The organism is Parabacteroides sp. AF39-10AC (assembly GCF_003635405.1).
GTDB lineage: Bacteria > Bacteroidota > Bacteroidia > Bacteroidales > Tannerellaceae > Parabacteroides > Parabacteroides distasonis.
On record NZ_QTLP01000015.1, the window covers coordinates 33,021 to 52,517 of the forward strand.

Annotated in this window: 18 protein-coding genes; 4 read left to right on the top strand and 14 right to left on the bottom strand. The window is 43.3% G+C overall.

All coding sequences use genetic code 11. The features are described from left to right. Window positions 1-11: 11 nt before the first annotated feature. From DW033_RS14375 to DW033_RS14430, 10 genes are all read right to left on the bottom strand, one after another. Window positions 12-389: a DUF4134 domain-containing protein gene (locus DW033_RS14375; RefSeq protein ID WP_005807074.1), complete on the bottom strand. Its 378-nt coding sequence runs from the start codon at window positions 387-389 to the stop codon at window positions 12-14. A gap of 49 nt (window positions 390-438) precedes the next feature. After that, complete coding sequence (locus DW033_RS14380) at window positions 439-762, bottom strand: DUF4134 domain-containing protein (protein ID WP_005807072.1); 324 nt, start codon at window positions 760-762, stop codon at window positions 439-441. Between the two features lies 1 nt (window position 763). After that, window positions 764-1,219, bottom strand: coding sequence for a hypothetical protein (locus tag DW033_RS14385; protein WP_005807070.1), 456 nt, complete (start codon window positions 1,217-1,219; stop codon window positions 764-766). Between the two features lie 246 nt (window positions 1,220-1,465). Beyond that, entirely contained in the window at window positions 1,466-2,353 is an 888-nt protein-coding gene (locus DW033_RS14395) for a toprim domain-containing protein (protein ID WP_005807068.1), read from the bottom strand. A 105-nt stretch (window positions 2,354-2,458) separates the two neighbouring features. Continuing rightward, window positions 2,459-3,559: an AAA family ATPase gene (locus DW033_RS14400; protein ID WP_005807066.1), complete on the bottom strand. Its 1,101-nt coding sequence runs from the start codon at window positions 3,557-3,559 to the stop codon at window positions 2,459-2,461. Continuing rightward, the gene (locus tag DW033_RS14405; RefSeq protein ID WP_005807064.1) at window positions 3,537-3,932 is read right to left on the bottom strand and encodes a helix-turn-helix domain-containing protein; all 396 of its coding nucleotides are present in this window, start codon (window positions 3,930-3,932) and stop codon (window positions 3,537-3,539) included. The genes DW033_RS14400 and DW033_RS14405 overlap by 23 nt, the downstream gene beginning before the upstream one ends. Before the next feature lie 179 nt (window positions 3,933-4,111). Next, window positions 4,112-4,804 carry a hypothetical protein gene (locus DW033_RS14410; RefSeq protein ID WP_008781591.1) on the bottom strand — a complete coding sequence of 231 codons (693 nt, stop codon included), beginning with the start codon at window positions 4,802-4,804 and terminating at the stop codon, window positions 4,112-4,114. A gap of 205 nt (window positions 4,805-5,009) precedes the next feature. After that, on the bottom strand, window positions 5,010-6,143 hold the full coding sequence (locus DW033_RS14415) for a site-specific integrase (RefSeq protein WP_005807062.1): 1,134 nt from the start codon (window positions 6,141-6,143) through the stop codon (window positions 5,010-5,012). Window positions 6,144-6,480: 337 nt separating this feature from the next. Next, on the bottom strand, window positions 6,481-7,542 hold the full coding sequence (locus DW033_RS14425; RefSeq protein ID WP_122382858.1) for a hypothetical protein: 1,062 nt from the start codon (window positions 7,540-7,542) through the stop codon (window positions 6,481-6,483). 29 nt (window positions 7,543-7,571) lie between these two features. Next, window positions 7,572-8,729: a hypothetical protein gene (locus DW033_RS14430; RefSeq protein ID WP_146375930.1), complete on the bottom strand. Its 1,158-nt coding sequence runs from the start codon at window positions 8,727-8,729 to the stop codon at window positions 7,572-7,574. A 222-nt stretch (window positions 8,730-8,951) separates the two neighbouring features. Between DW033_RS14430 and DW033_RS14435 the strand changes: the two genes are divergently transcribed. After that, window positions 8,952-10,325, top strand: a complete 1,374-nt coding sequence (locus DW033_RS14435) for a transglutaminase domain-containing protein (protein WP_158563024.1) — start codon at window positions 8,952-8,954, stop codon at window positions 10,323-10,325. 3 nt (window positions 10,326-10,328) lie between these two features. Here DW033_RS14435 and DW033_RS14440 read toward each other — a convergent pair whose 3' ends face one another. Next, window positions 10,329-11,090, bottom strand: a complete 762-nt coding sequence (locus DW033_RS14440) for a LytTR family DNA-binding domain-containing protein (RefSeq protein WP_121961779.1) — start codon at window positions 11,088-11,090, stop codon at window positions 10,329-10,331. A gap of 222 nt (window positions 11,091-11,312) precedes the next feature. Here DW033_RS14440 and DW033_RS14445 point away from each other — a divergent pair, with 222 nt between their 5' ends. Together DW033_RS14445 and DW033_RS14450 are read left to right on the top strand one after the other, a co-directional pair. Continuing rightward, on the top strand, window positions 11,313-12,314 hold the full coding sequence (locus DW033_RS14445; RefSeq protein ID WP_122382859.1) for an alpha/beta hydrolase: 1,002 nt from the start codon (window positions 11,313-11,315) through the stop codon (window positions 12,312-12,314). A 59-nt stretch (window positions 12,315-12,373) separates the two neighbouring features. Continuing rightward, on the top strand, window positions 12,374-13,861 hold the full coding sequence (locus DW033_RS14450) for a capsule assembly Wzi family protein (protein WP_122382860.1): 1,488 nt from the start codon (window positions 12,374-12,376) through the stop codon (window positions 13,859-13,861). Window positions 13,862-13,870: 9 nt separating this feature from the next. On the opposite strand, the gene DW033_RS14455 is transcribed toward DW033_RS14450, so the two are convergent. Further along, complete coding sequence (locus DW033_RS14455) at window positions 13,871-14,608, bottom strand: 1-acyl-sn-glycerol-3-phosphate acyltransferase (protein ID WP_122382861.1); 738 nt, start codon at window positions 14,606-14,608, stop codon at window positions 13,871-13,873. Between the two features lie 137 nt (window positions 14,609-14,745). Here DW033_RS14455 and DW033_RS24685 point away from each other — a divergent pair, with 137 nt between their 5' ends. Next, window positions 14,746-14,916, top strand: coding sequence for a hypothetical protein (locus DW033_RS24685; RefSeq protein WP_005854067.1), 171 nt, complete (start codon window positions 14,746-14,748; stop codon window positions 14,914-14,916). 104 nt (window positions 14,917-15,020) lie between these two features. Here the strand turns inward: DW033_RS24685 and DW033_RS14460 are convergent, their stop codons facing one another. Next, a complete protein-coding gene (locus DW033_RS14460; protein WP_122382875.1) occupies window positions 15,021-17,780 on the bottom strand; it encodes a GH92 family glycosyl hydrolase in 2,760 nt (919 codons plus the stop codon). Between the two features lie 71 nt (window positions 17,781-17,851). Next, complete coding sequence (locus DW033_RS14465) at window positions 17,852-19,486, bottom strand: RagB/SusD family nutrient uptake outer membrane protein (protein WP_087342423.1); 1,635 nt, start codon at window positions 19,484-19,486, stop codon at window positions 17,852-17,854. Window positions 19,487-19,497 lie beyond the last annotated feature (11 nt).

Here is a 19,497-nt window from a genome sequence, read left to right on the forward strand (position 1 = left end):
CCTCGGTACTTTTATGCGTCAATGCCGAAAAACAAAGGAAGAGCCTGTGCTGCTGCAATCAGGAAAAGACATGCACCAACCACCATCATGATCTTCTTTTTGACATCCTGCTCTTCGTTGTTCATGGCGATGTAAACGGAGATGGCGCCGATAATGGCGACTACACCGGCGATGGCATAGCAGAGCTTGACCATGACTGGTACATACTTGACAATTTCCTCCGCCACGGTAGATAGTGCGGTAGTACCGGCTGAATAGTCGCCGGCCGTACTCTGGGCCATTGCCGTGGTACCAGAGAACAAAGTGAGTGCAAGCATCTTCACTTTGGTGGAAACACCTTGGATGAATCCTTTTGCCTTTCGGCACATTTGTTTTACTTTCTGAAACATACTTGATCGTTTTTGAGTTAATATTTATGTATTGGATTGTTAAACAGCCTTATATGCGATAACCGAAAAATGCCGGAAGTACGATGGAGGCCCCGATGATGAACAGGCACGCGCCAAGCAGCGATAAAAAGGATTTGACGATGCCGTCCTCTCCAGTGTTCATCTTGATGTAGATCTGGAAGGCGGACACGATGACCAGAACGGATGCGATGGAGTAGCATATATACAGGACATACAGCATCATCGTGACCACGAAGTCGTGCATCGTGGCCAGCGCATCCGCTCCCCAGCTGTAGTTCACGCTGCCGCTCTTGGCGAAAGCCGCATAGGGTACAAGAATTAACAGGCATACTATCTTTTGCTTAATCGACATGCTACAATTTGTCTTTAATTGGTTTCCAGGCCATCTCCGGACGATTTTCCAGTTTGCCCCTGGAAAGCATCGCCTTGTACATTTCATCTGCACTGAAGCCATCAGACAGGTAGGGCGTGGTTTCCTCCATCTTTTCCTCCGCCTTGGCTTTGAGACGCTCCAGTCTTTCTTCCGGGGTCTCCTTTGTCTCCGGCTTTTTGTCCGCCGGCTTCTGGTCGGTGGCAGAATCGCCGCCTGATGCTGTTTCAGTATCGTATTGCTCGTTGCCGACACGGAACCCGGTTTCACTCTCGCTCACGGCAACACTCTCTTCGTCCTCCAGTGTGCCGAGGTCGAAAACTTCCTCCTCTGTCTTGCCGGTTCTCCTTTTTCCATAGAGATCCTGCATAATGATGACCGCGTAATAAATGAGGTACGCGACCGTCAGAACAATGGCAAAAATGAAATATGATCTCATATCTTTTAGTATGGATATTGAATTTTGTATTAGTTTGATTTCACAAATAAAAAAGGAGAATTTCGAACTACGAAATAATTGTGTATTAAACGGATGTTTTCTTTACAAGATTTATATCGATTTTGAAAATCGTACTATAAAATCGTACTATATCGCCTTAATGAACGGGAAAAATGAAGAAGTCAGGGCATAAAAAAAGCCCTCCGTTCAGGAGGGCTTCCATTGGCAGATTCGCTTTTTTTTAGGTCAGCGTTTCTTGCCTCGCAAGCAATCATTCAGATCCTTGTATTCGCTATATCGGACAGCTTCGTTGCTGACCCGTTCGCCGTATAGTCCGGCTATGGTTTCCACGGTCTTTTGCCCGGCAAGGTCGTTGTCGAGATAACAATGTATATGCAGGTATCTCTGCAGGTACATCAATGCCTTTTTCAGGTTGTTTACGGAGTTCATGACAAGGTAGTCGCAAGGCTGGTCTATACAAATGGTCCAGTTGCATGACTGCTTCAATGTCAGGTAAGACAGAAAGTCCATGAACCCCTCGAACACGCAGACCCGTTCCTGTATCTCTCCGCACTGATGTCCGATCAGGGAGATGTCCTTGTTCTTGATACATCCTTTATAATAGGCGTTGCGCATTTCATATCCGCCCGAAACATTACCGAACGCGAGGGCAAAATAATGCCGGTCACGCAATTCATAATGGATTTCCTTGCAGAACATACGTCCTATGTCAGCATCTATTTTCCGGGACTGAAGGTAAGAGTATAACGCGTGATGCCGTAACGGGACGACAATCAGATTTTTCATATCCGATTCCACGGGACGGGGCGGAAGAGCCTGGAAACGGACTTTCGGCAAAGGCATATCGCTGGAATGCCGCCCGATGTATGCCAGTACCTCGCTTACACTTTCAGTCTGGTAAAGGTATTTACCCAATTCCACGAGGTCGCCTCCGGTGGCCGCCCCAAAATCATACCATTCGTTCAACCGGTCATTGACCTTGAACGACGGCGACTGCTCATCCCTTAACGGCGAGAGATACCAGTACTGATCCGATTTAACGTATTGCGCATGGTGGCCGAGCTGCGCCAGAAAGTCCACTATGCGTACCTGTTTTGCTTCTTCTATAGTCATGGCTGTTTTCTTTCACTTGTTCACACGGAAATGGTTTAGTTTAGTTTTATTCCCTATATATATACATACTAAAGTAAACTGAAATATATATGCCCGCGCCCGGCTTCATTCTTCATCAAAAAGCCTTGCTTCCGCGGGGGTCATGTCATAGTAGAACAGCTTGTCCTGCTTGACAACAAGTTTAAGGTTGTCCGTCAGGTACTGCAGCAGTTTTATCATGACACTGCGGCCACGTTTGAAGCCTATGTTTTCATAAGAGGCGATCAGACGTTGCAGTACATTCTCAAAGCCCCTGATGGGTTTGCCGTCAAAGGCAGCGGAAAGGGCTTCCCGGTGCTGCTCGATGCTCAGCTCCGTAAAGCTTGTCCGTTGCCTGGGCTTCGGGGTGTCACCGAACGTGTGCCCTTCGGCGATGACCGGGAGCCCGTTGTCGTCCACGGTGAACGCGAAGGGTTTGAACTCCTTTTCCCGGATATGCAGGGCATGGACTTCACTGACAGACGGATTCTCGTTGCATTTGCTGATGACCAGTACTGTTTCCGCCTTGTTGCTCATCTCCGTACCGATATGGCCTCGTACATTGTTGTCCCCTTTGTTCAGGTGCAGCACGCAATGGATATGCAGGTCGTAACGAGAGGACCATTCCATCATTTTGTTGATTACCTCCACCGATTCGCTGGTGCTGTTGATGTCCAGCATAAGGTCGCGGATACCGTCAATGATAACCAGCCCGTAACCTTTACCCTGACGAAGGGCATAGTCTATCACACTTATACGGACTGTCGGAGAATACTCCCGCAGGCAGATGAAATCAAGGTTCTCGCTGTCTGCTGTGGTAGGAAGCCCGGCCAGACGCAGAATACGTTCCAGCACCGTGTGACAATGATAGCGGCTCTGCTCGGTATCGACATACAGGATCCGGCGTTTGCCTTCCGGCAGATGCGCCCGGTAGTTCAGCACCTGCTTACCTGCCAGGGAAGCGGCGACAAGGGCGGAGACATTGAATGTCTTCTTGGATTTTGCCTTGCCGGTCGATGCACTGAAATTGCCGAGAGTCGCTATGGTCGAATTGTCAATCCAGATAATTTGCGGCGGGGTCTCGTATGTATCCGTCGCCTTGATTTGGGAAGCTGAAAGAATATCTGACAGACGGGTCTCTTCCAATCCCATTCCCGTCTTCTGGTCAGTTCTTCTTTCGTTTTCCATGGCGTTTCTCGTTTAAGAAGGGTTGTACTGCTGCCGCCTCGTGTGCCATCCGCGTGGCATCATCGACGGCAAGTTCATGATTCTGCAGGAGCCATTCGTCCAGTTCCTCCTTGGCAAAGTAGATCATCTTGCCGCGAGGCTTGTAGTGAGGAATCTCCTTGTTGGCCGTAAGTTTATACAGCATACTTTCTGATACCCCGATGTACATGCAGGCTTCCGAAAAAGTAAAGACCTTTTTGGTCGCGTAAATGTTCTTTTCCAGCAATTCCACCCGTTCCAGAAAGCTCTCGACCGGTTCCAATTTCCGGATAATCGCTTCAAGGGCCGTGAGCCGTTCGCTCAACCTTTCCATGAATGTCAATCTGTTGGACATATTATTCGTGATTAAATTAGACAATAAGAGATGCACCTCTGTTTGTAACGCGTTGTATACAGAGGCAAAGGTAGAGTGTGAATATCTAAAAGCATTGGATGACAGTATGATACCGGTTTGGTAGCATATCAGTTATCATACTTTTGCTTTTCACATGGTTGACTTCTTAGCACTTCCTTTCATTCCTTCAGTTGGCTTACAAACTTTCTGATATTGTAAGCGGTTGAAGTCATTTTGTTCCTGACCAACGAAAGCGTGGTGGATATGCTCGTTGCGGATATGAAGTGCGAGCCGTCCTTGGATTGCAGGAAACGCCCTCTTTCGAGGACTGATTGCCAGTAAGGCTGAATGAATGAATTCTCAAGAAGGGCATCGAACAGGATAGCCACACGGCGCACGCTGTTCACCCGAAGACAGAAACCTATCTTGCAGGAGAAGAGAGATTCCATGTCGTCAATAGTTACGGGAGAACAGAACAGATGATAAGTATTGGCGCAAGAAACGATACCGGCCAGTTGTTTGCGCGAAAGACTGCAGTCAAAAGAAAGAAATGAAAACTTTGCCGGATTACAATCGGAAGATGCCAGTTCCGATGTGTCATACTTCCGCTTTAGTTCCATGCACTCCTCGAAAGAGAGGCTCGGGGCGGAAAAAAGCGGTTGGATAAGGTAGGGGCAGTCGGTCAGCAGTCCCTTGACGATGTGGATGTTCATTTCGTGGCAGTTCCGACAGACCGCGTTATCGCAGTCAATATACCGGTGACTGTTCACAAAATCCTCCACATAACGGCGATACTGTTTGCCGTGGATTTTGACCTCCTGGAGATAAACTGTTTTTGCTTCGGTAAGCAGGGCGAAAAGTTCTTCCGCCACGTCCTGTGCCGATTCAATGTGATGCGGGTGTTTGCTCCCCTCAAAAAGAGAGAAGGCCTTTGTCAGCTCTTGTCATGTCGATTTACATTTTATTGGTTTATAATAATATATCATCATAAAGGTATCGTTTTTCGATTGTATCTGCAATCGATGACGCCCTTAAAATATCTACTTGTAAATTTGACATGATATGGTATATCATTGGTCACTCAAACAATCCGTTGACCAGGTTGACCGCATCATCCTTTTTCTGGTTGATGATTTTGGCGTACACCTGTGTCATTTTCACGTCAGCATGGCCGAGCAGCTTGGATGTCGTATATAAGTCTGCTCCGAGTGTCAGCATCATCGTCGCGAACGTGTGCCGCGCCGTATGGAATGTAAAACGCTTGTTTATTCCCGCCGCTTTTGCCCATGGTTTGATAAGAATATTGACCATTGCTGGGGACGGCAGGTCAAACACATGGTCATCAGGAGTTTTGTCTCCACGCGCAGGCATCCACTTCAACGCTTCCGGGGAAAGCGGAAGATAAATCGGTTCCTTGGTTTTCTGCATTGAAACCGACAGACGGTATTGTCCACGATCAACGAATACATCTTTCCATTGCAACTTGATTATATCACTGATTCGCAGACCGCAGAAACAAGAGAACAGATAGGCACCTTTCACGGATTCATTTTTCATCGGGGTTGCGATCAATGCACGCACCTCTTCAATGGTCATGTATGACCGTTTGCTTTCAGGCAGACGGATCTTTTCCGACTTGCTGATTTTCGTGAAAGGATTGGACTTGATGATCTCGGCCCTGACAGCCGCATTCAAGGCTCCGTTCAATACCCGGTAATAAGTATGCAGTGTGTAATTCGACACTCGTTTGCCTCTGGAACGGTATTCGGACTGAAGGTAGTCAAGATAATTCTGGCAGAATGTCTTGTCTATTTGATCCATCAACATACGTTCTCCCGCATAATCCTTCAAGATGCGTATAGTGATGTCAATTTGATAACCGTCCTTTTTGCCACGCTTGGCCTGGTTCTCCTTGTAGGTATTCATCCAGTCAAGCAGGTAAACTCTCTCTTTGGTTTCTATACCGGCCTCGCCGTTGGTCAGCTCGATAATACGTTTGGACTTGATGGCATTGGCGGCATTCATAGTCGCCTGATTCTGCCGACGGGCATTGTTATCCGTTTCCGGAATGAGATACAACTTAAGATATTCGTATGTTCGTTTTCCGAAACGGTATATATCAAGATACAGACTTTGGCTTCCATCTGCCAGCTTCTTTGTCCGAAGGCGGACAGGCTCTTTTACTTTTGTAGGCTTCTTTACTCGTGGCATATCGATCCCTTCATAATTTTGTTTCTGTTGCAAAGATATGAATAAAGGTCGATATTGAGAAACAAACGAGAAACAAAATTGTACCGAAAAAGAACCAATCAACTGAAAAGAAAGAAAACAACTGAAAACATCAAGTACACTATAATCAATTGTAAATAAGCGGTTTTATTTGCACTTGTTTAGCTCTTGTTTTCATTTTAGGGCTTTACTTTATAAATCTGGTAAATAAAATTCCGTAGCGTACTGCGCACGGGCTACCCACGCAAATTGAAAACATACGATAAATAGAATCGCTTTAGCTATTAACTTTTTCATATAGATTGTTCTTTATTGTTCATTAAAAAATCTGGAACCAGATCACACCATGTCCCTTATAATTATTCAAAGAATCTTCCGTATTTGTTTTAAGGTTCAAACGTTCCTTATCTCCTTTCCCTAGAATCGTGATAACCTCGCTTTTCTTAAAAATCGCCAGATAACATCTATCCGGAGAGCGCATAGTCTTGATACGTCCATAGATAAGGGTGCCTTCCTCTTTTTTCTGGTCTAATAAGGAGATCAGTTCTTTATAGGTTTGGATTTCTAATAATTCTTTGACAATAGGGTCTAAAGCCGGAGCCGATGGACTAGAAACCGTAATATCTTCCGGCTCGGCAGCGACCGGCTCTTCAACTTGAGTAACAGGAGTGGCAATCACCGTAGTAGTCACCGGTTCCTCTGTCGCAACTGAAGTTGCAACAGCAACGGGAACCTCTGTAACAACCTCTGTTGGATCACCCGTTACTTCTGAAACTACCTCTTGAGCCTTATCTTGTAATGTAGCCTCAGATTCCCCAGCTTCTTGTGTTTGCTGTGGCTCCGGTTGTGAAGTAACATCCGGCTTCGCATCCGGAACGAAAGCCAATATCTCATTTTGTGAGGCCGTCGGCAATGAATCATTTACCAAAGCCTCCGATACCTCTTCTATCTCATCTGGTAAGATCTCATCTTTTGAGGGTTTCACTTTTACCAACTCCTCGTTTTTCACCTTCTTTTTCTTCTTTCCGGGGAATAGATAATCCTTCATGATGTAGGTAAATACCCGGAACAGATCTCCTTTCTTGATAGTCACATTCTGGCATTTATCCTCGATAACATCCCAAATATCTTCCACATCCTCCTTGGACATGTGGAAACGTTCGGCGAAAATAGCGTTTACGTTCGCACGGAGCAGATCCATTGAGTTTTGTTGCGCTTCCGATAGATTCTCTTCCGTCACGGCATCCGCATACACATAATCCTCGCTCAACTTGATCTCCTTGATTTTCTCCTTATTTTCCTTATCTTGTACTGTTGCTTCCTGAGCGAAAGCGACGATCGGGAAAAGGAGTAAGATGAATAAGTAACTCAGTTTTTTCATACGCTTATCATTTTATTTGTTATTTTACCCTATTTCTTATTAGAATCACCATATAAACTACTCACATTATGCATAGGAACAAAGGCATACAATTGAGCCGTCACAGGATAAGATCCCGGATTATCCCAAATACGCATATCTACATTGAAATACAAAATATGATTATACCCCAATGACCGGTTCACCATTATGGCCGTTCCTGCCATAGAATTTTCGTCCTGTCTCTCAATGCCAACGAATATCTCACAACCATTTTCCCTACAAAAAGATATGAAATCAGTAAGAGGGACCGTGAAAAGCTCCCGTTTACCTCCATACATTCGTTGAGTGATTTCAATTTTGATCATTGAGTCGGGATAAGCCGTAAATAAGTTTGCCACCGATTCTACAGGATTAACCCGATCATATATTAATGAATAGGTATGATCCGCTCCTTTTGTATAATATCGATAGGACGTAATATCTTCCAAACCATAAAAATCACCTTCTGAACGATAACAATTATCACGAATCAAACTCATTTCAGTAGGAGATGCCTCTACAGGCAAATTCCTTTCTTTTGACAAAAACGCCCTTAAGCCATCTTGAAACTGGCCCTCCGCCTCCTTCTTATTCATACCCCAAATCAGTTCATACTGTATAGGAAAACTTATCGATAAAATAGGCCGCTGATCTTCCAACCAAGTCACAGCGTATTTACTATTATCCGTCGTTATAATAAAGGATTGATCTTGTTTGATTTCCCGAAGGCTTTGTTTTAAATTCAAATATATCTTATCATTCAGTTTCATTCCAAGTCGAAATAGTACCCGGTCTTCTTTCAAACGTTCCTTGATCGAGGATTCATCTTTCATTAATAAGACCCATAGCAAGTATCTCTCCACAAACAAATAAACAGGAGAAGGATAATCGGCGATGATCCGGCGATCGAACAATTTAATTCCCACATGATTTATAGTACCCTTAGCATCTGCGGCCAAAATCAAATTCTTTCCCGGACATACCGAGCCTAACGAATATTCACCCGCAGCCTCGACATCTAAATGGTTCTTTCCCATTAGTTCTATTATCTCTTCGATCTTTCTATTCTCACATTTTCCATTGTCGCCCCATATATCTGGCAGACAGGTAAACATACATATCAGAATGATCCCGAGAGAAACATATTTCCTCTTTCCTCTCTTCATCAGCATCATATTTTTATTATAAGAAAGCCTCTAAAACAGATATTCATAAATTCAAAACTAGAAGTAAATCTCCGGATATCAAAGACGAGGTTTCCCTACAAACGGATATTCATAGCGTTTACACGTTTAAGCGGTCAAAAATCATGTTTATATAAAGAAACGAAACATTAAAAGTATTTATGATTATCAATAACTTTAACCCATCAACCAACATAAATGCATATGAAAAGTACGATAAGACTTATCATCCTTTTATTATTTTGCGGCTTCACATCGCTATCAGCGGAGAAACTTCCGACAATAGACTATAAAAGTATCGCGGCAGAGATCACAAAAGGATGCTCTAAAAAAAATGATCAAGCGAGGGCTATCTATCGTTATCTGATACAAAATATAGCTTATGACACAGACTATAAAATCCGTGACGCTGATGAATGTTGGAGACAGAAAAAAGGGGTATGCCAAGCGTTCGCCGATCTATTTATCAAGTTATGCGAGCCTCTAAATATCAAATGCATCTTGGTAACCGGATTCGCCAAAACATATGATCATATACCAGGTACGCCTTTTGAACGCCATGCCTATGTACTAGTTGAAGGAGACAAACCCAATCGTTACTTTTTTGTGGATGCCACATGGGGTTCCGGTACTGTCAATAATGGAACATTCGCCCGTAGCGATGATGATATGTCATGGTTCCATACCTCACCCGTATGGATGGCATTCTCACATTTTCCCTATGAAGAAAAATATCAAATGCTAAAAAAACCACTATCTTTCGAGGAATTCCAAAAACTTCCCGGTCTCGTACCCGACATGGAGTACATGGGCTTCGATGGAGAATTATTATTAGAAGGATTACGTAACGGTACCATCCTTTCCCTCCCTAAAATATATCCCCGGCAAAAACTTCCTTTCCGGGTGGTACAAATACCGATGACACGTACGTTGAAATTAGGAGAAACGTATGAATTTACGATACAGTTGCCCGAGCCCACGAAACTGGCCTTGACACAAAACAACGAATTTCCCTTTAATAAAGTAGTCCAAGGAACTCAGAAACTCGTATTTACGCCATTCTTGCCGGGAGAAGTATCGATCAGTATCGCTCCACCTGACCGGAAAACGTATTCCACCGTACTTTCATATTCGGTACCCGAACCGTCAAAAGAAGAGTATGAACAACTGATCAAAAAAAATCCTTACTATAGTCCGCTTATACAAGATATAGATGGCTATTCATCCAATATTCCTTTACTTGGGTTTGATGGACGAGAATTAATCAAGGCTATCCAATCGAACCAAATAGAGGCGCTGCCTCAAACATTCTCTTATGATAAGTTTCCACTCAAAGTAATTGACGTACCCATAAATCGTGATCTGCAAAAAGGAAAGAACTACCGGTTCATGGTCATTCTCCCTCCCAATATAAAGATCGCTTTATTCCATGGGACGGCGACTATCACCGATTGGGAAACGAGAGGTAAATTACGGAGCATAAATTATACTCCTAAGACTGAAGGTAAATTGAGTATAGGAGCATTTGACGCAAACGAGAAAAGATATTATATCATACTTTCTTATAAGGTTAAGTAATCATCAAATAATATCCAACCGTTCCCTCAACAATTTAAAATACCGATGTGAGGCTATCCGCTCCTCATCCTGAAAGGGGGGATAAAACTCACATCGTAAGGTCTTATTCTCGATAAACATCAAATAGGACAGGTTCACGATGCAATCTTGACTAATCTGGACAAACATATTATTGATAGACAATAACTCCTTCGCTGTAGTACTCATCTTTAATTTATGTGAACTGCGGGAAGTCAATAGAATCTGCCAACAGCGCTGGTCTTTCAAGAATTGAAACAAGAATATTTCCTCACAACGGACTATCAAGAGGCCGGATACCGTTTGGATAGCGAATCGATTGTCTCGATTCAATATTTTTCGCAACGATCTCTCCATGCTGATGACATCTTTCGGCTCGCTCGTAAGAAAACGCTCTATAAGGGAGGCCAACTCCTCCGTTAAATAAGGTTTTAACAGATAATCGAAAGCTGAAGCACGAAGAGCGTCCAATATATATTTATCATAAGCCGTATAGAATACGATCCGCAAATTGGGCTGGATATCATCTTGTATATCATTTAGCAGTTCAAAGCCAGACATATCCGGTAGCTCCACGTCCAGAAACACCAAATCCGGATGATATTTAATGATTTGTTTTTTACCAATCTCCGCAGTCATAGCCGTATCCAGTATCCTTATACAAGAAAAGGCAGATAGATCGTCTTGTAGCCTTTGGACTGATCCAAAGTCGTCATCTACTATTATTACAGTTATTTCAGGTTCCATACACGCTTCCATTTTCCAACAAAGTAAAATATTTATTATTAAGATTAAAAATCATAGAGTACCCACAAATAGGGCTTTTTACGTATAAGTTGCAATATTCACGTTTATCCTATCGTTTTTCATGCTTATCTGTCATTTTTTATTTTATGATCTTGGTTAATTACCATTGATTGATAAACCCTATCTTTGCAAATACAGTTATAAAATAGAAACAATATATTTATGTCTCGAAAAATAAATCTTATTATATTCCTCTGTTTCATTTTATGCGAGGTATATGCCCAATACGTACCCGATATATTGGGGAATGGTTATTTACGCCGTACCTTCCAGATGCCGGATGACTATGAGGGGAAGGTGGTTTGCACACTGGTCAAGAAACCTCAACTGGATAGCGTAAAACAGGCCGTGCTGTATATCCATGGCTATAATGACTATTTTTTCCAGAAACAATTAGGGGATAGCGTAAACGCTCACGGATATAATTTTTATGCGATGGACTTGCGGAAATACGGACGTTCGATATTACCCAATCAAAACCCGTTCTTTTGCAAGAGCCTAAAAGAGTATTTCGCTGATATCGATACCGCTTTAGCCACCATCCGGTCCGAAGGTAATGAACGGATATTATTAATGGCGCATTCTACAGGCGGATTGATCACACCTTATTATTTGAATAGTAAAAAAGGGGAGTTACCGGTAGACGGGCTTATCTTAAATAGCCCTTTTCTGGATTGGAATTTCGGATGGTTTATGGAGAAAGTCGTACTGCCAACCGTTGCGTTTGTCGGGAGGCTATTCCCGAATCTTACCGTACAAGGTTTGGGTGATCCGAATTACGCTTATAGCTTGCTTAAGCAATATAAAGGAGAATGGGAGTTTGACACGAACTGGAAAATGATATTCGGGCATCCGAAAAAAGCCGGATGGATCAAAGCCATACAAGAAGCGCAACAGACGGTACAAAAAGGGTTAAAACTGGATTGTCCGATACTAGTGATGTCTTCCAACAAATCTTTTCCGGAAACAGAGACATGGCATGAGGAATACATGACCTCCGACATCGTCTTGGATGTTCAAGACATTCAAAAATACGGGGAGAAACTAGGAGACAAAGTCACGAGAGATACCATTCCAAACGGCATCCACGATCTGATCCTATCTCAAAAGCCCTATCGGAACGATGCCTATCAAACTATATTCGAGTGGTTAAAGAAACAATAATGGTTGCACCAAACATATAAATCCTTACCTTTGCGCCCAGACAAAACATTTATATATACATGAAATCAGTGCGATCAATTTTTATAGGTCTGACTTGTCTGGGGATGGCAACGGCTAGTTTCGCTCAAGAAGAAGAGACAACTCCGGAAGCGACTACCTACAAGGCCGAAATATTCGGATCGGTAGCTAGTGGCGACAATACCCCTTTCTGGATGGTTAGCAATCGATACGGAATTGTTCCTTTGGAAGCGAATAACGGATATTTGAATGCGGGAGTATTCCATAATCAAACTTTTGGCAAAGGTTTTCGCTGGGGAGCCGGATTAGACGTAGTGGCCGCAGTTCCTCGTCATCGCAATTTCTTTATCCAACAAATATATGCCGAGTTAGGTTACAAATGCTTGCTATTGAGTGTAGGAAGCAAGGAACGCTATAATTCTCTTTGGGATCGTTGGCTTAGCTCGGGCGATATCGTACAATCTGCCAATGCCCGCCCGATTCCGGAAGTGAACATCAGTATTCCGGAATTTACCGTCGTTCCTTTAACGAAAGGCTGGATGCAAGTCAAAGGAGACTTTGCCGTCGGTCGTTCTTTCGACAAGGATTATCTGGCTAACTTCACAAACAATAAGCAAACTTACGTAGATAACGTTTTATGGCATCATAAATCATTATTTGTACAGATCAAGGATACACGCAATGATTTTCCGTTATCCGGTGTAATCGGTGTACAGCATTGGGCACAATGGGGAGGAACCTCAACCAATCCTAAGATCGGAAAGCAGCCTCAATCCATCAAGGACCTGATCCGGGTTATTTGCGGTAGTGAAGGTGGTGACAATGCAACAGTATCCGATCAGATCAATGTATTGGGTAATCATTACGGTTCTTACGATTTCAAATTGGCTTTTACACAACCAAACTGGCAAGTATCCGCCTATTACCAACATTTGTTCGAGGATAAATCCGGTATGATATTCGTAAACAATACCGACGGATTATGGGGAGGACAATTGGATTTACCAAAATTTCCGTGGTTGCGTAAGGTGGTCGTGGAGTATCTGGTTACAAGAGACCAAAGCGGACAGTTCCACTTCATCGATTTTGATCACGACCTACATCCCGGCGTAGGTGGCGGTGGTGATGATTATTATAACAACGGAGAATACACTACCGGAGCCTCTTATTTTAACCGGGCGATAGGTTCTCCTCTGATCACAAGCCCAGAGTATAACGAGGCCGGTTCATTAGGATTCAAGAACAACCGTGTTCGTGACTGGCATTTTGGTGCGGAAGGCGCTATCTCCTCACAAGTATCTTATCGGGTATTAGTAACCGTGATGAATAGTTGGGGTAGACATGCCACCCCTTTCTTGAACAAGAAAAGAGGAGCTTCCGGACTTTTAGATATCTCTTATCAACATCCCCGTTTATCGGGATGGGAATTTACAGGATCTTTGGCTGCTGATGCCGGTTCCATGTTCGGTGATAATTTCGGATTCAGCCTGAAAGTAGCGAAACATGACATCCTGAAAAGTTGGAAATAATAACCTAAATTATTTATATTCTTCCCACAAGGCGGATGCTATGATTTCCTGAGTCTGATCAGCGAACACTTGCATTCCTCTGTGGGAAGTGTCTATATTCTCGGTAGAAACCGCCGAATGGATCACCATCTCCATCCGATGACGATGGACATTCAACGACCCGATCGGCAAAACATCAAACGGCCCGTTTAAGGTGATCGGAATAATAGGCAAATGCTGATCCAGAGCCATTTGGTAAGCCCCTTTCTTGAAACGAATCATTTTTCCGGTATACGTACGCGAACCTTCCGGGAAAACAACCACGGAAGCCCCGTTCCGAAGACAACGCTCCGCCTCCAAAACACTACGAGCGGCAGCCTTCGGCGTAGAATTATCGACAAAGATAAAACCGGCCGCACGGCAGGCGGTCCCGACAAATGGAATTTTAGCGATACCCGCCTTCATCACCCACTTAATGGGAACGCCTAAGAAACCATATATCAAGAAAATATCAAACGCACCTTGATGATTAGCGACGAAAACATACGATTGTTTCCGGTCTATATGCTCACGCCCTTTTACCGTCACCGGACAAAGCGCCAGATAGCAAGTCAATCGAGACCAGATCATACCCGGATAATAAGCGAAGATTTTCTCTCCCCCCAATAGACAACCGATGATAACCGTCACAGCCGTAAGTATAGTCAGTACCAGAAATACAGGTACAAAAAACAGCCACAAATAAACTATGTAAAGTATTCTTCCCATACGTAACTATATTATAACACAAATATAGAAGCTAATTTCAATCGTTTCATTATTTTTCTCCGAAAATATTTTCACGATCGGGTTATTATTGCTTTATTTGCGGTAGAAAAGAAAATAATTATAAAATATCTATAACCATGAATGAGTTAATTAAAAATCTAGGAGTGATCGTACTCATTATTGGTGCGGCAGTTTTGGCTGTACCGTTTTTTACCGGTGGTATGACAAATAGTATTCTACTTACAGGTCTGGGATTGGTTCTCCTTGGCTATTTTGGTCATATCGTAATCAACAAACGAGTAGAATAATACACGCTACTTAGATTTAAAAGGAAATGAAAAAGGATGTGCCTCATTGTTTCGCACATCCTTTTTTTGAATCATCATGCAAATTGAGAGATATGCCCAAATCGTTATTGAGTTCCCCATTCCTTGTTTGGTTTATCGCTAAGCCATAATTCCAAAAGGCCACCTTGCTCAAATACGGTATGCGGCAATTGATATTTATGATACATCTCTCCGTTCAAAGAAGCTTTCTGGATATAACAATTCTCAGGGGAGTTATCATGTACTTTAATCTTAAACTCGTTCCCTTTATAATACCGAGAATCCAATCGAATCGTAATCTCATTGAAAACAGGGCTTGTAATATCATACATCGGATTATAGGCAGAGCCTCCATCCAAACTGAATAATCCCATAGCCATCAGTGCACTTATTCCAGCCATCTGTCCTTGATCTTCATCATTTTCGCCGTAGCCTCGCTCTGGCGTAATATCACCATAGGTCTGTTTAGCGACCTGACGCACCCAATATTGAGTCAGCCAAGGCTTTCCTATATGTGAGAAAATGTGCGCATTCGAGCAACCGGGTTGATTGGCATAACTAACATAACTAGACAGGAATCTTGCATTTTTCGACATCTCAAACACATAATTCAATTGAGTAGCTAAGCTGTCATTACCTCCCATCAAACGAGCCAATGTTTCAATGTCATGAGATAATCCAAAAGTAGCCTGCCAAGCATTGGCTTGTACAAACCCACGCTCGGACAAAGGATCCAAATGGACCCACTCTCCTGTTTCTTTTCTAGGCATCATCAACCTCAAATCCGGATGCCAAGACGCAGGCCAGCCCAAGGAACGATTTCTATAATAATTATAATCCTTGAGTTTTCCCATAGCTTTCGCCATTTCTCCCAAAGCCCAATCCTCAAAGGCCCATTGAATAGTCAAGCCTGCCTCTTCTGGGCAATATCCGTGTTTAATATAGAACTCCAACTCTTTATCCATATCAAAGGCAAGCATACCACCTTTCTCATGATTCCTTTTCATAGCCGCATATCCCTCCTTGGGCGACCATTTATGAAACACCCCCCGCTGATAAGCGGAAGTAATCAAGGAGGTAGCCGGACAGCCCGTCATAATATAAGTATAAGACCCTATGGACGGCCCACGAGGTAATAGACCTCCATTCTTGTCATATTCGATAAAAGAAGCGGAAAACTCGTCTAAAACAGAAGGATACGCCAGTCCCCACAACGTGTTTAAATTCCACTGTGTCAACCATAGAGCATCTGAATTATACATATGAAACCTTGATTTTCCTGTTTTATCTTTAGGCAAAGTCCGTACTTGGAATTTAGGAGCAATCGTATGTATCCTTGTTTGTTTTCCAATACGTTCTCCTCCGGACAAATAATCCGGATACTCGCCATTGCTATCATCTATCTTATGGCGCCCCAACAATATGTGCCACAAATCGGTATAAAACTTGGTCTTTTGCTGAAAAGAACCACCTTGCACATCAATTTTTCCCAACCACTCATTCCAAATACGCTCGGACGCACTCTTAACTTGATCAAAATCCCAATGTTTACATTCCCGCTCTATATTCTCACGGGCGTTTTCCTCACTCACATAAGAGATAGCGGTCTTCAACAACAGCTCATCACCAGCCTTAAAAGATCCAAAACAAGCTTCTACGCCAGAAGAAGGAGATTGTTTAAAAGAGGACTTAGGCACGGTAATTAATTCGGAAGAACCCGTAAAATGTCCAACTCCCATTTCCTTCTTATCGCCCACCCAACCATTCAATGCCTCGATTGGCTTATTGAATTGAACGACAAAATACACTTTCGCAACATCCACACCGCCCCATACACGACCGGCTGTATCAAAATATCCGGAGATCTCCGTATCACTCACTTTAGTCACATGAGCATTCAACAAAGTAGAAGTAGCGATATGACCTCCCAAGTTCACCAAGACCTTCGCCAAACCATCTTCCGCATACGTAAGACGATAAAGCCCCACTCGATCCGTAACGGTCTGTTCCACCCATATCTTGTAGGAATCCAAAAATAAACGATGATAGCCGGGTTGAACGATCTCACCCTCATGGGAGAAAGAAGAACGCCAAGCCTTATCCCCCCCACAGACATCTACCTCGTCTTTTACTGGCATCAGAGACAAGCCAGAAATCATCCAATTATGAATTTGCGGAAAACCTAATACCGTTGTAGAGTTATAATTATAACCTCCTCCTCCCTGATTGATATTACGGGTTAACGGAGCGGAACTGATCATTCCAAAAGGCAAGCTTCCTGTAACAAAGAAAAAATACCGCCCCTTAGCCGTCTCGATATACGGATTAACCCATGAGACATAATCTGTATAAGATTCCGGTGCGGGATAAACCTCTATCTCAGACAAACCTAAATCTCGTCCTTCCCCATCTGTCGCCTGAAAACGAAGCCATTCTATTTTTTTAGTCTCAAACGTCACCACTTTCGGTGCTCCATCATTAGGAATCTGGTTGACCGTGATTGAGCTTCCATCGCTAAAGAACAACGTACCGGCCGCCGTATGGCTGTCCTTATCTACCCGATCATATAATATGACTTGATTCGTATAAATGGGCTCTTCCCAATCCAATTGAATCCAAGGATAGGGATACACCCGCCCCCGGAAGTCCAACTTTGTTTTAGCGACCCACTCTCCTTTTCCTGCAATACGAATCACCTGATCCACTACATTCTCACAACCTTGTTCCTGCGTTAACGCAGAAGAGCAAGAGACTTTCGCCAAAGAAGCGATATTATGGGGAGTCGCAGATAGCTCACAGCAAACAACCCAACTCAACAGATATAAAAGAAATCTCAATTGTTTCATCTCTATACAAAAATAATAAAAAAGGCAGCCCCAAACGGGCACTGCCTTTTCTTTCAACCATTCATAAAACTTTAATAACCCGGATTCTGTTTCATTACCTCAGCACCACAAATATCTATAACAGATTGAGGTATAGGAAAATACTCATGCTTTCCTTTTACAAAGCGAGCATTCTGCAAGTGGGAACGGAATGTTTTTTCTTTCTCAAAATACACATTGAGAACCTCATCCGCAATACCCCAACGCACTAAATCAAAGAAGCGGATACCCTCATGAGCCATCTCTAAACGTCTTTCCATACGCAATGCTTGCACAGCCTCATTTTTCGACTTAAATGGCTCGGTATAAATCTCCACCTTATAATTAGCGGCATCTTGCGACTGATCATCCCACAGCTTGACATGCTGTGTATTCTTTGCACGCTCCCTAATTTTATTAATATACTTACGTCCAGTCTCCAAATCACCGGTCTCGATAGCGGCCTCAGCTCTCCACAACAGCAAATCCGCATAACGAATCACGTAAAAATTCAACGCATTCACATATGGCCATATTGGAGAGTAATGGGTAGAGTTCAACGATACCAAACGTTTCTTCGGACTATACGGGCCATATACGCTAGCCTCTCTTGGAGTCCAATCATACACCTGTACATCCATAAACGGAATATTTGGCCGAGCCAAGGTATGATCCAAACGAACATCCACATAGTCGCTTTCCGCTACATCCTTACCATCATTATAAGGCAAGCCGTTTTCATTCGTCTTATAAGCATTTACCAAATTCTGAGTCGGCCGCAAGAATCCATAAGTTGGATAAGGACCTCCCGGCGGTAACAAACGATCGCCATAACTTCCGTTTTGATTACTGGACGCTCCATCGTTAATAGATAACTGAACCGCAAAAATAATTTCTGAGTTGTTATCATTCTCCGGCAAGAACACTTCCCTGAAATCAGGATACAGCGTATATTTCCCGGACTGGATCACCTCATCACAAGCACTTAGGCACTCTTTCCATTTCGACTGATATAAATACACCTTAGCCATATAAGCTTTTGCCGCCATTTTGGTAGGACGTCCATAATCTGATTGGCTTTCTGGCAAGACTTGATAAGCGGCAGAGAATTCCCCCAAAATCTTTTCCCATAGCTGGTCGGACGTAAACTCCATATTCGATTTCGTATGATACTCATTCGGATCAACCACCGTCTCATCAATCCAAGGGATCAAATTATAGATGACTTTCAAGTTGAAATAATAGTGTCCTCTCAAGAAACGCATTTCCGCCAAACGTTGCTCTTTGTTCTTTACCGTACTATTGCTCAACAAACGAATCGCTTGATTACAACGCTTTACACCCTCATAAAGAGCAGCCCAACGAGCCTCAAAATCGATACCCGTCGGATTGGCATTAAAGATTTCCATCAAGTGAATCTGGTTTTGGTCACCGGTACCTCCACCCCCTTTATAGGCATCGTCAGATACGACATCCCCAAACTGCCAATTCGAACAACCGGAGTTGATCGCATCCGAAGCATAATATCCATCCAATACCGCATAAGCACCTATCACGATTCCCTCTATGTTTTCCTCACTTTCTACCTGCTCGGGCATAAATTCCCCTACAGGCTCCTCAGAAAGAAAAGAATCGGCACAAGAGCACATCACTAAAGCCGCAACAACTAAACTAACTATCTTTTTCATCGTACATCAGA

Excerpts from the sequence above, each read along its gene's own strand:
- DW033_RS14375 (WP_005807074.1), bottom strand. The coding sequence starts at position 389 with ATGTTTCAGAAAGTAAAACAAATGTGCCGAAAGGCAAAAGGATTCATC.
- DW033_RS14380 (WP_005807072.1), bottom strand. The coding sequence starts at position 762 with ATGTCGATTAAGCAAAAGATAGTATGCCTGTTAATTCTTGTACCCTAT.
- DW033_RS14385 (WP_005807070.1), bottom strand. The coding sequence starts at position 1,219 with ATGAGATCATATTTCATTTTTGCCATTGTTCTGACGGTCGCGTACCTC.
- DW033_RS14395 (WP_005807068.1), bottom strand. The coding sequence starts at position 2,353 with ATGACTATAGAAGAAGCAAAACAGGTACGCATAGTGGACTTTCTGGCG.
- DW033_RS14400 (WP_005807066.1), bottom strand. The coding sequence starts at position 3,559 with ATGGAAAACGAAAGAAGAACTGACCAGAAGACGGGAATGGGATTGGAA.
- DW033_RS14405 (WP_005807064.1), bottom strand. The coding sequence starts at position 3,932 with ATGTCCAACAGATTGACATTCATGGAAAGGTTGAGCGAACGGCTCACG.
- DW033_RS14415 (WP_005807062.1), bottom strand. The coding sequence starts at position 6,143 with ATGCCACGAGTAAAGAAGCCTACAAAAGTAAAAGAGCCTGTCCGCCTT.
- DW033_RS14425 (WP_122382858.1), bottom strand. The coding sequence starts at position 7,542 with ATGAAAAAACTGAGTTACTTATTCATCTTACTCCTTTTCCCGATCGTC.
- DW033_RS14430 (WP_146375930.1), bottom strand. The coding sequence starts at position 8,729 with ATGAAGAGAGGAAAGAGGAAATATGTTTCTCTCGGGATCATTCTGATA.
- DW033_RS14435 (WP_158563024.1), top strand. The coding sequence starts at position 8,952 with ATGAAAAGTACGATAAGACTTATCATCCTTTTATTATTTTGCGGCTTC.
- DW033_RS14440 (WP_121961779.1), bottom strand. The coding sequence starts at position 11,090 with ATGGAACCTGAAATAACTGTAATAATAGTAGATGACGACTTTGGATCA.
- DW033_RS14445 (WP_122382859.1), top strand. The coding sequence starts at position 11,313 with ATGTCTCGAAAAATAAATCTTATTATATTCCTCTGTTTCATTTTATGC.
- DW033_RS14450 (WP_122382860.1), top strand. The coding sequence starts at position 12,374 with ATGAAATCAGTGCGATCAATTTTTATAGGTCTGACTTGTCTGGGGATG.
- DW033_RS14455 (WP_122382861.1), bottom strand. The coding sequence starts at position 14,608 with ATGGGAAGAATACTTTACATAGTTTATTTGTGGCTGTTTTTTGTACCT.
- DW033_RS24685 (WP_005854067.1), top strand. The coding sequence starts at position 14,746 with ATGAATGAGTTAATTAAAAATCTAGGAGTGATCGTACTCATTATTGGT.
- DW033_RS14460 (WP_122382875.1), bottom strand. The coding sequence starts at position 17,780 with ATGAAACAATTGAGATTTCTTTTATATCTGTTGAGTTGGGTTGTTTGC.
- DW033_RS14465 (WP_087342423.1), bottom strand. The coding sequence starts at position 19,486 with ATGAAAAAGATAGTTAGTTTAGTTGTTGCGGCTTTAGTGATGTGCTCT.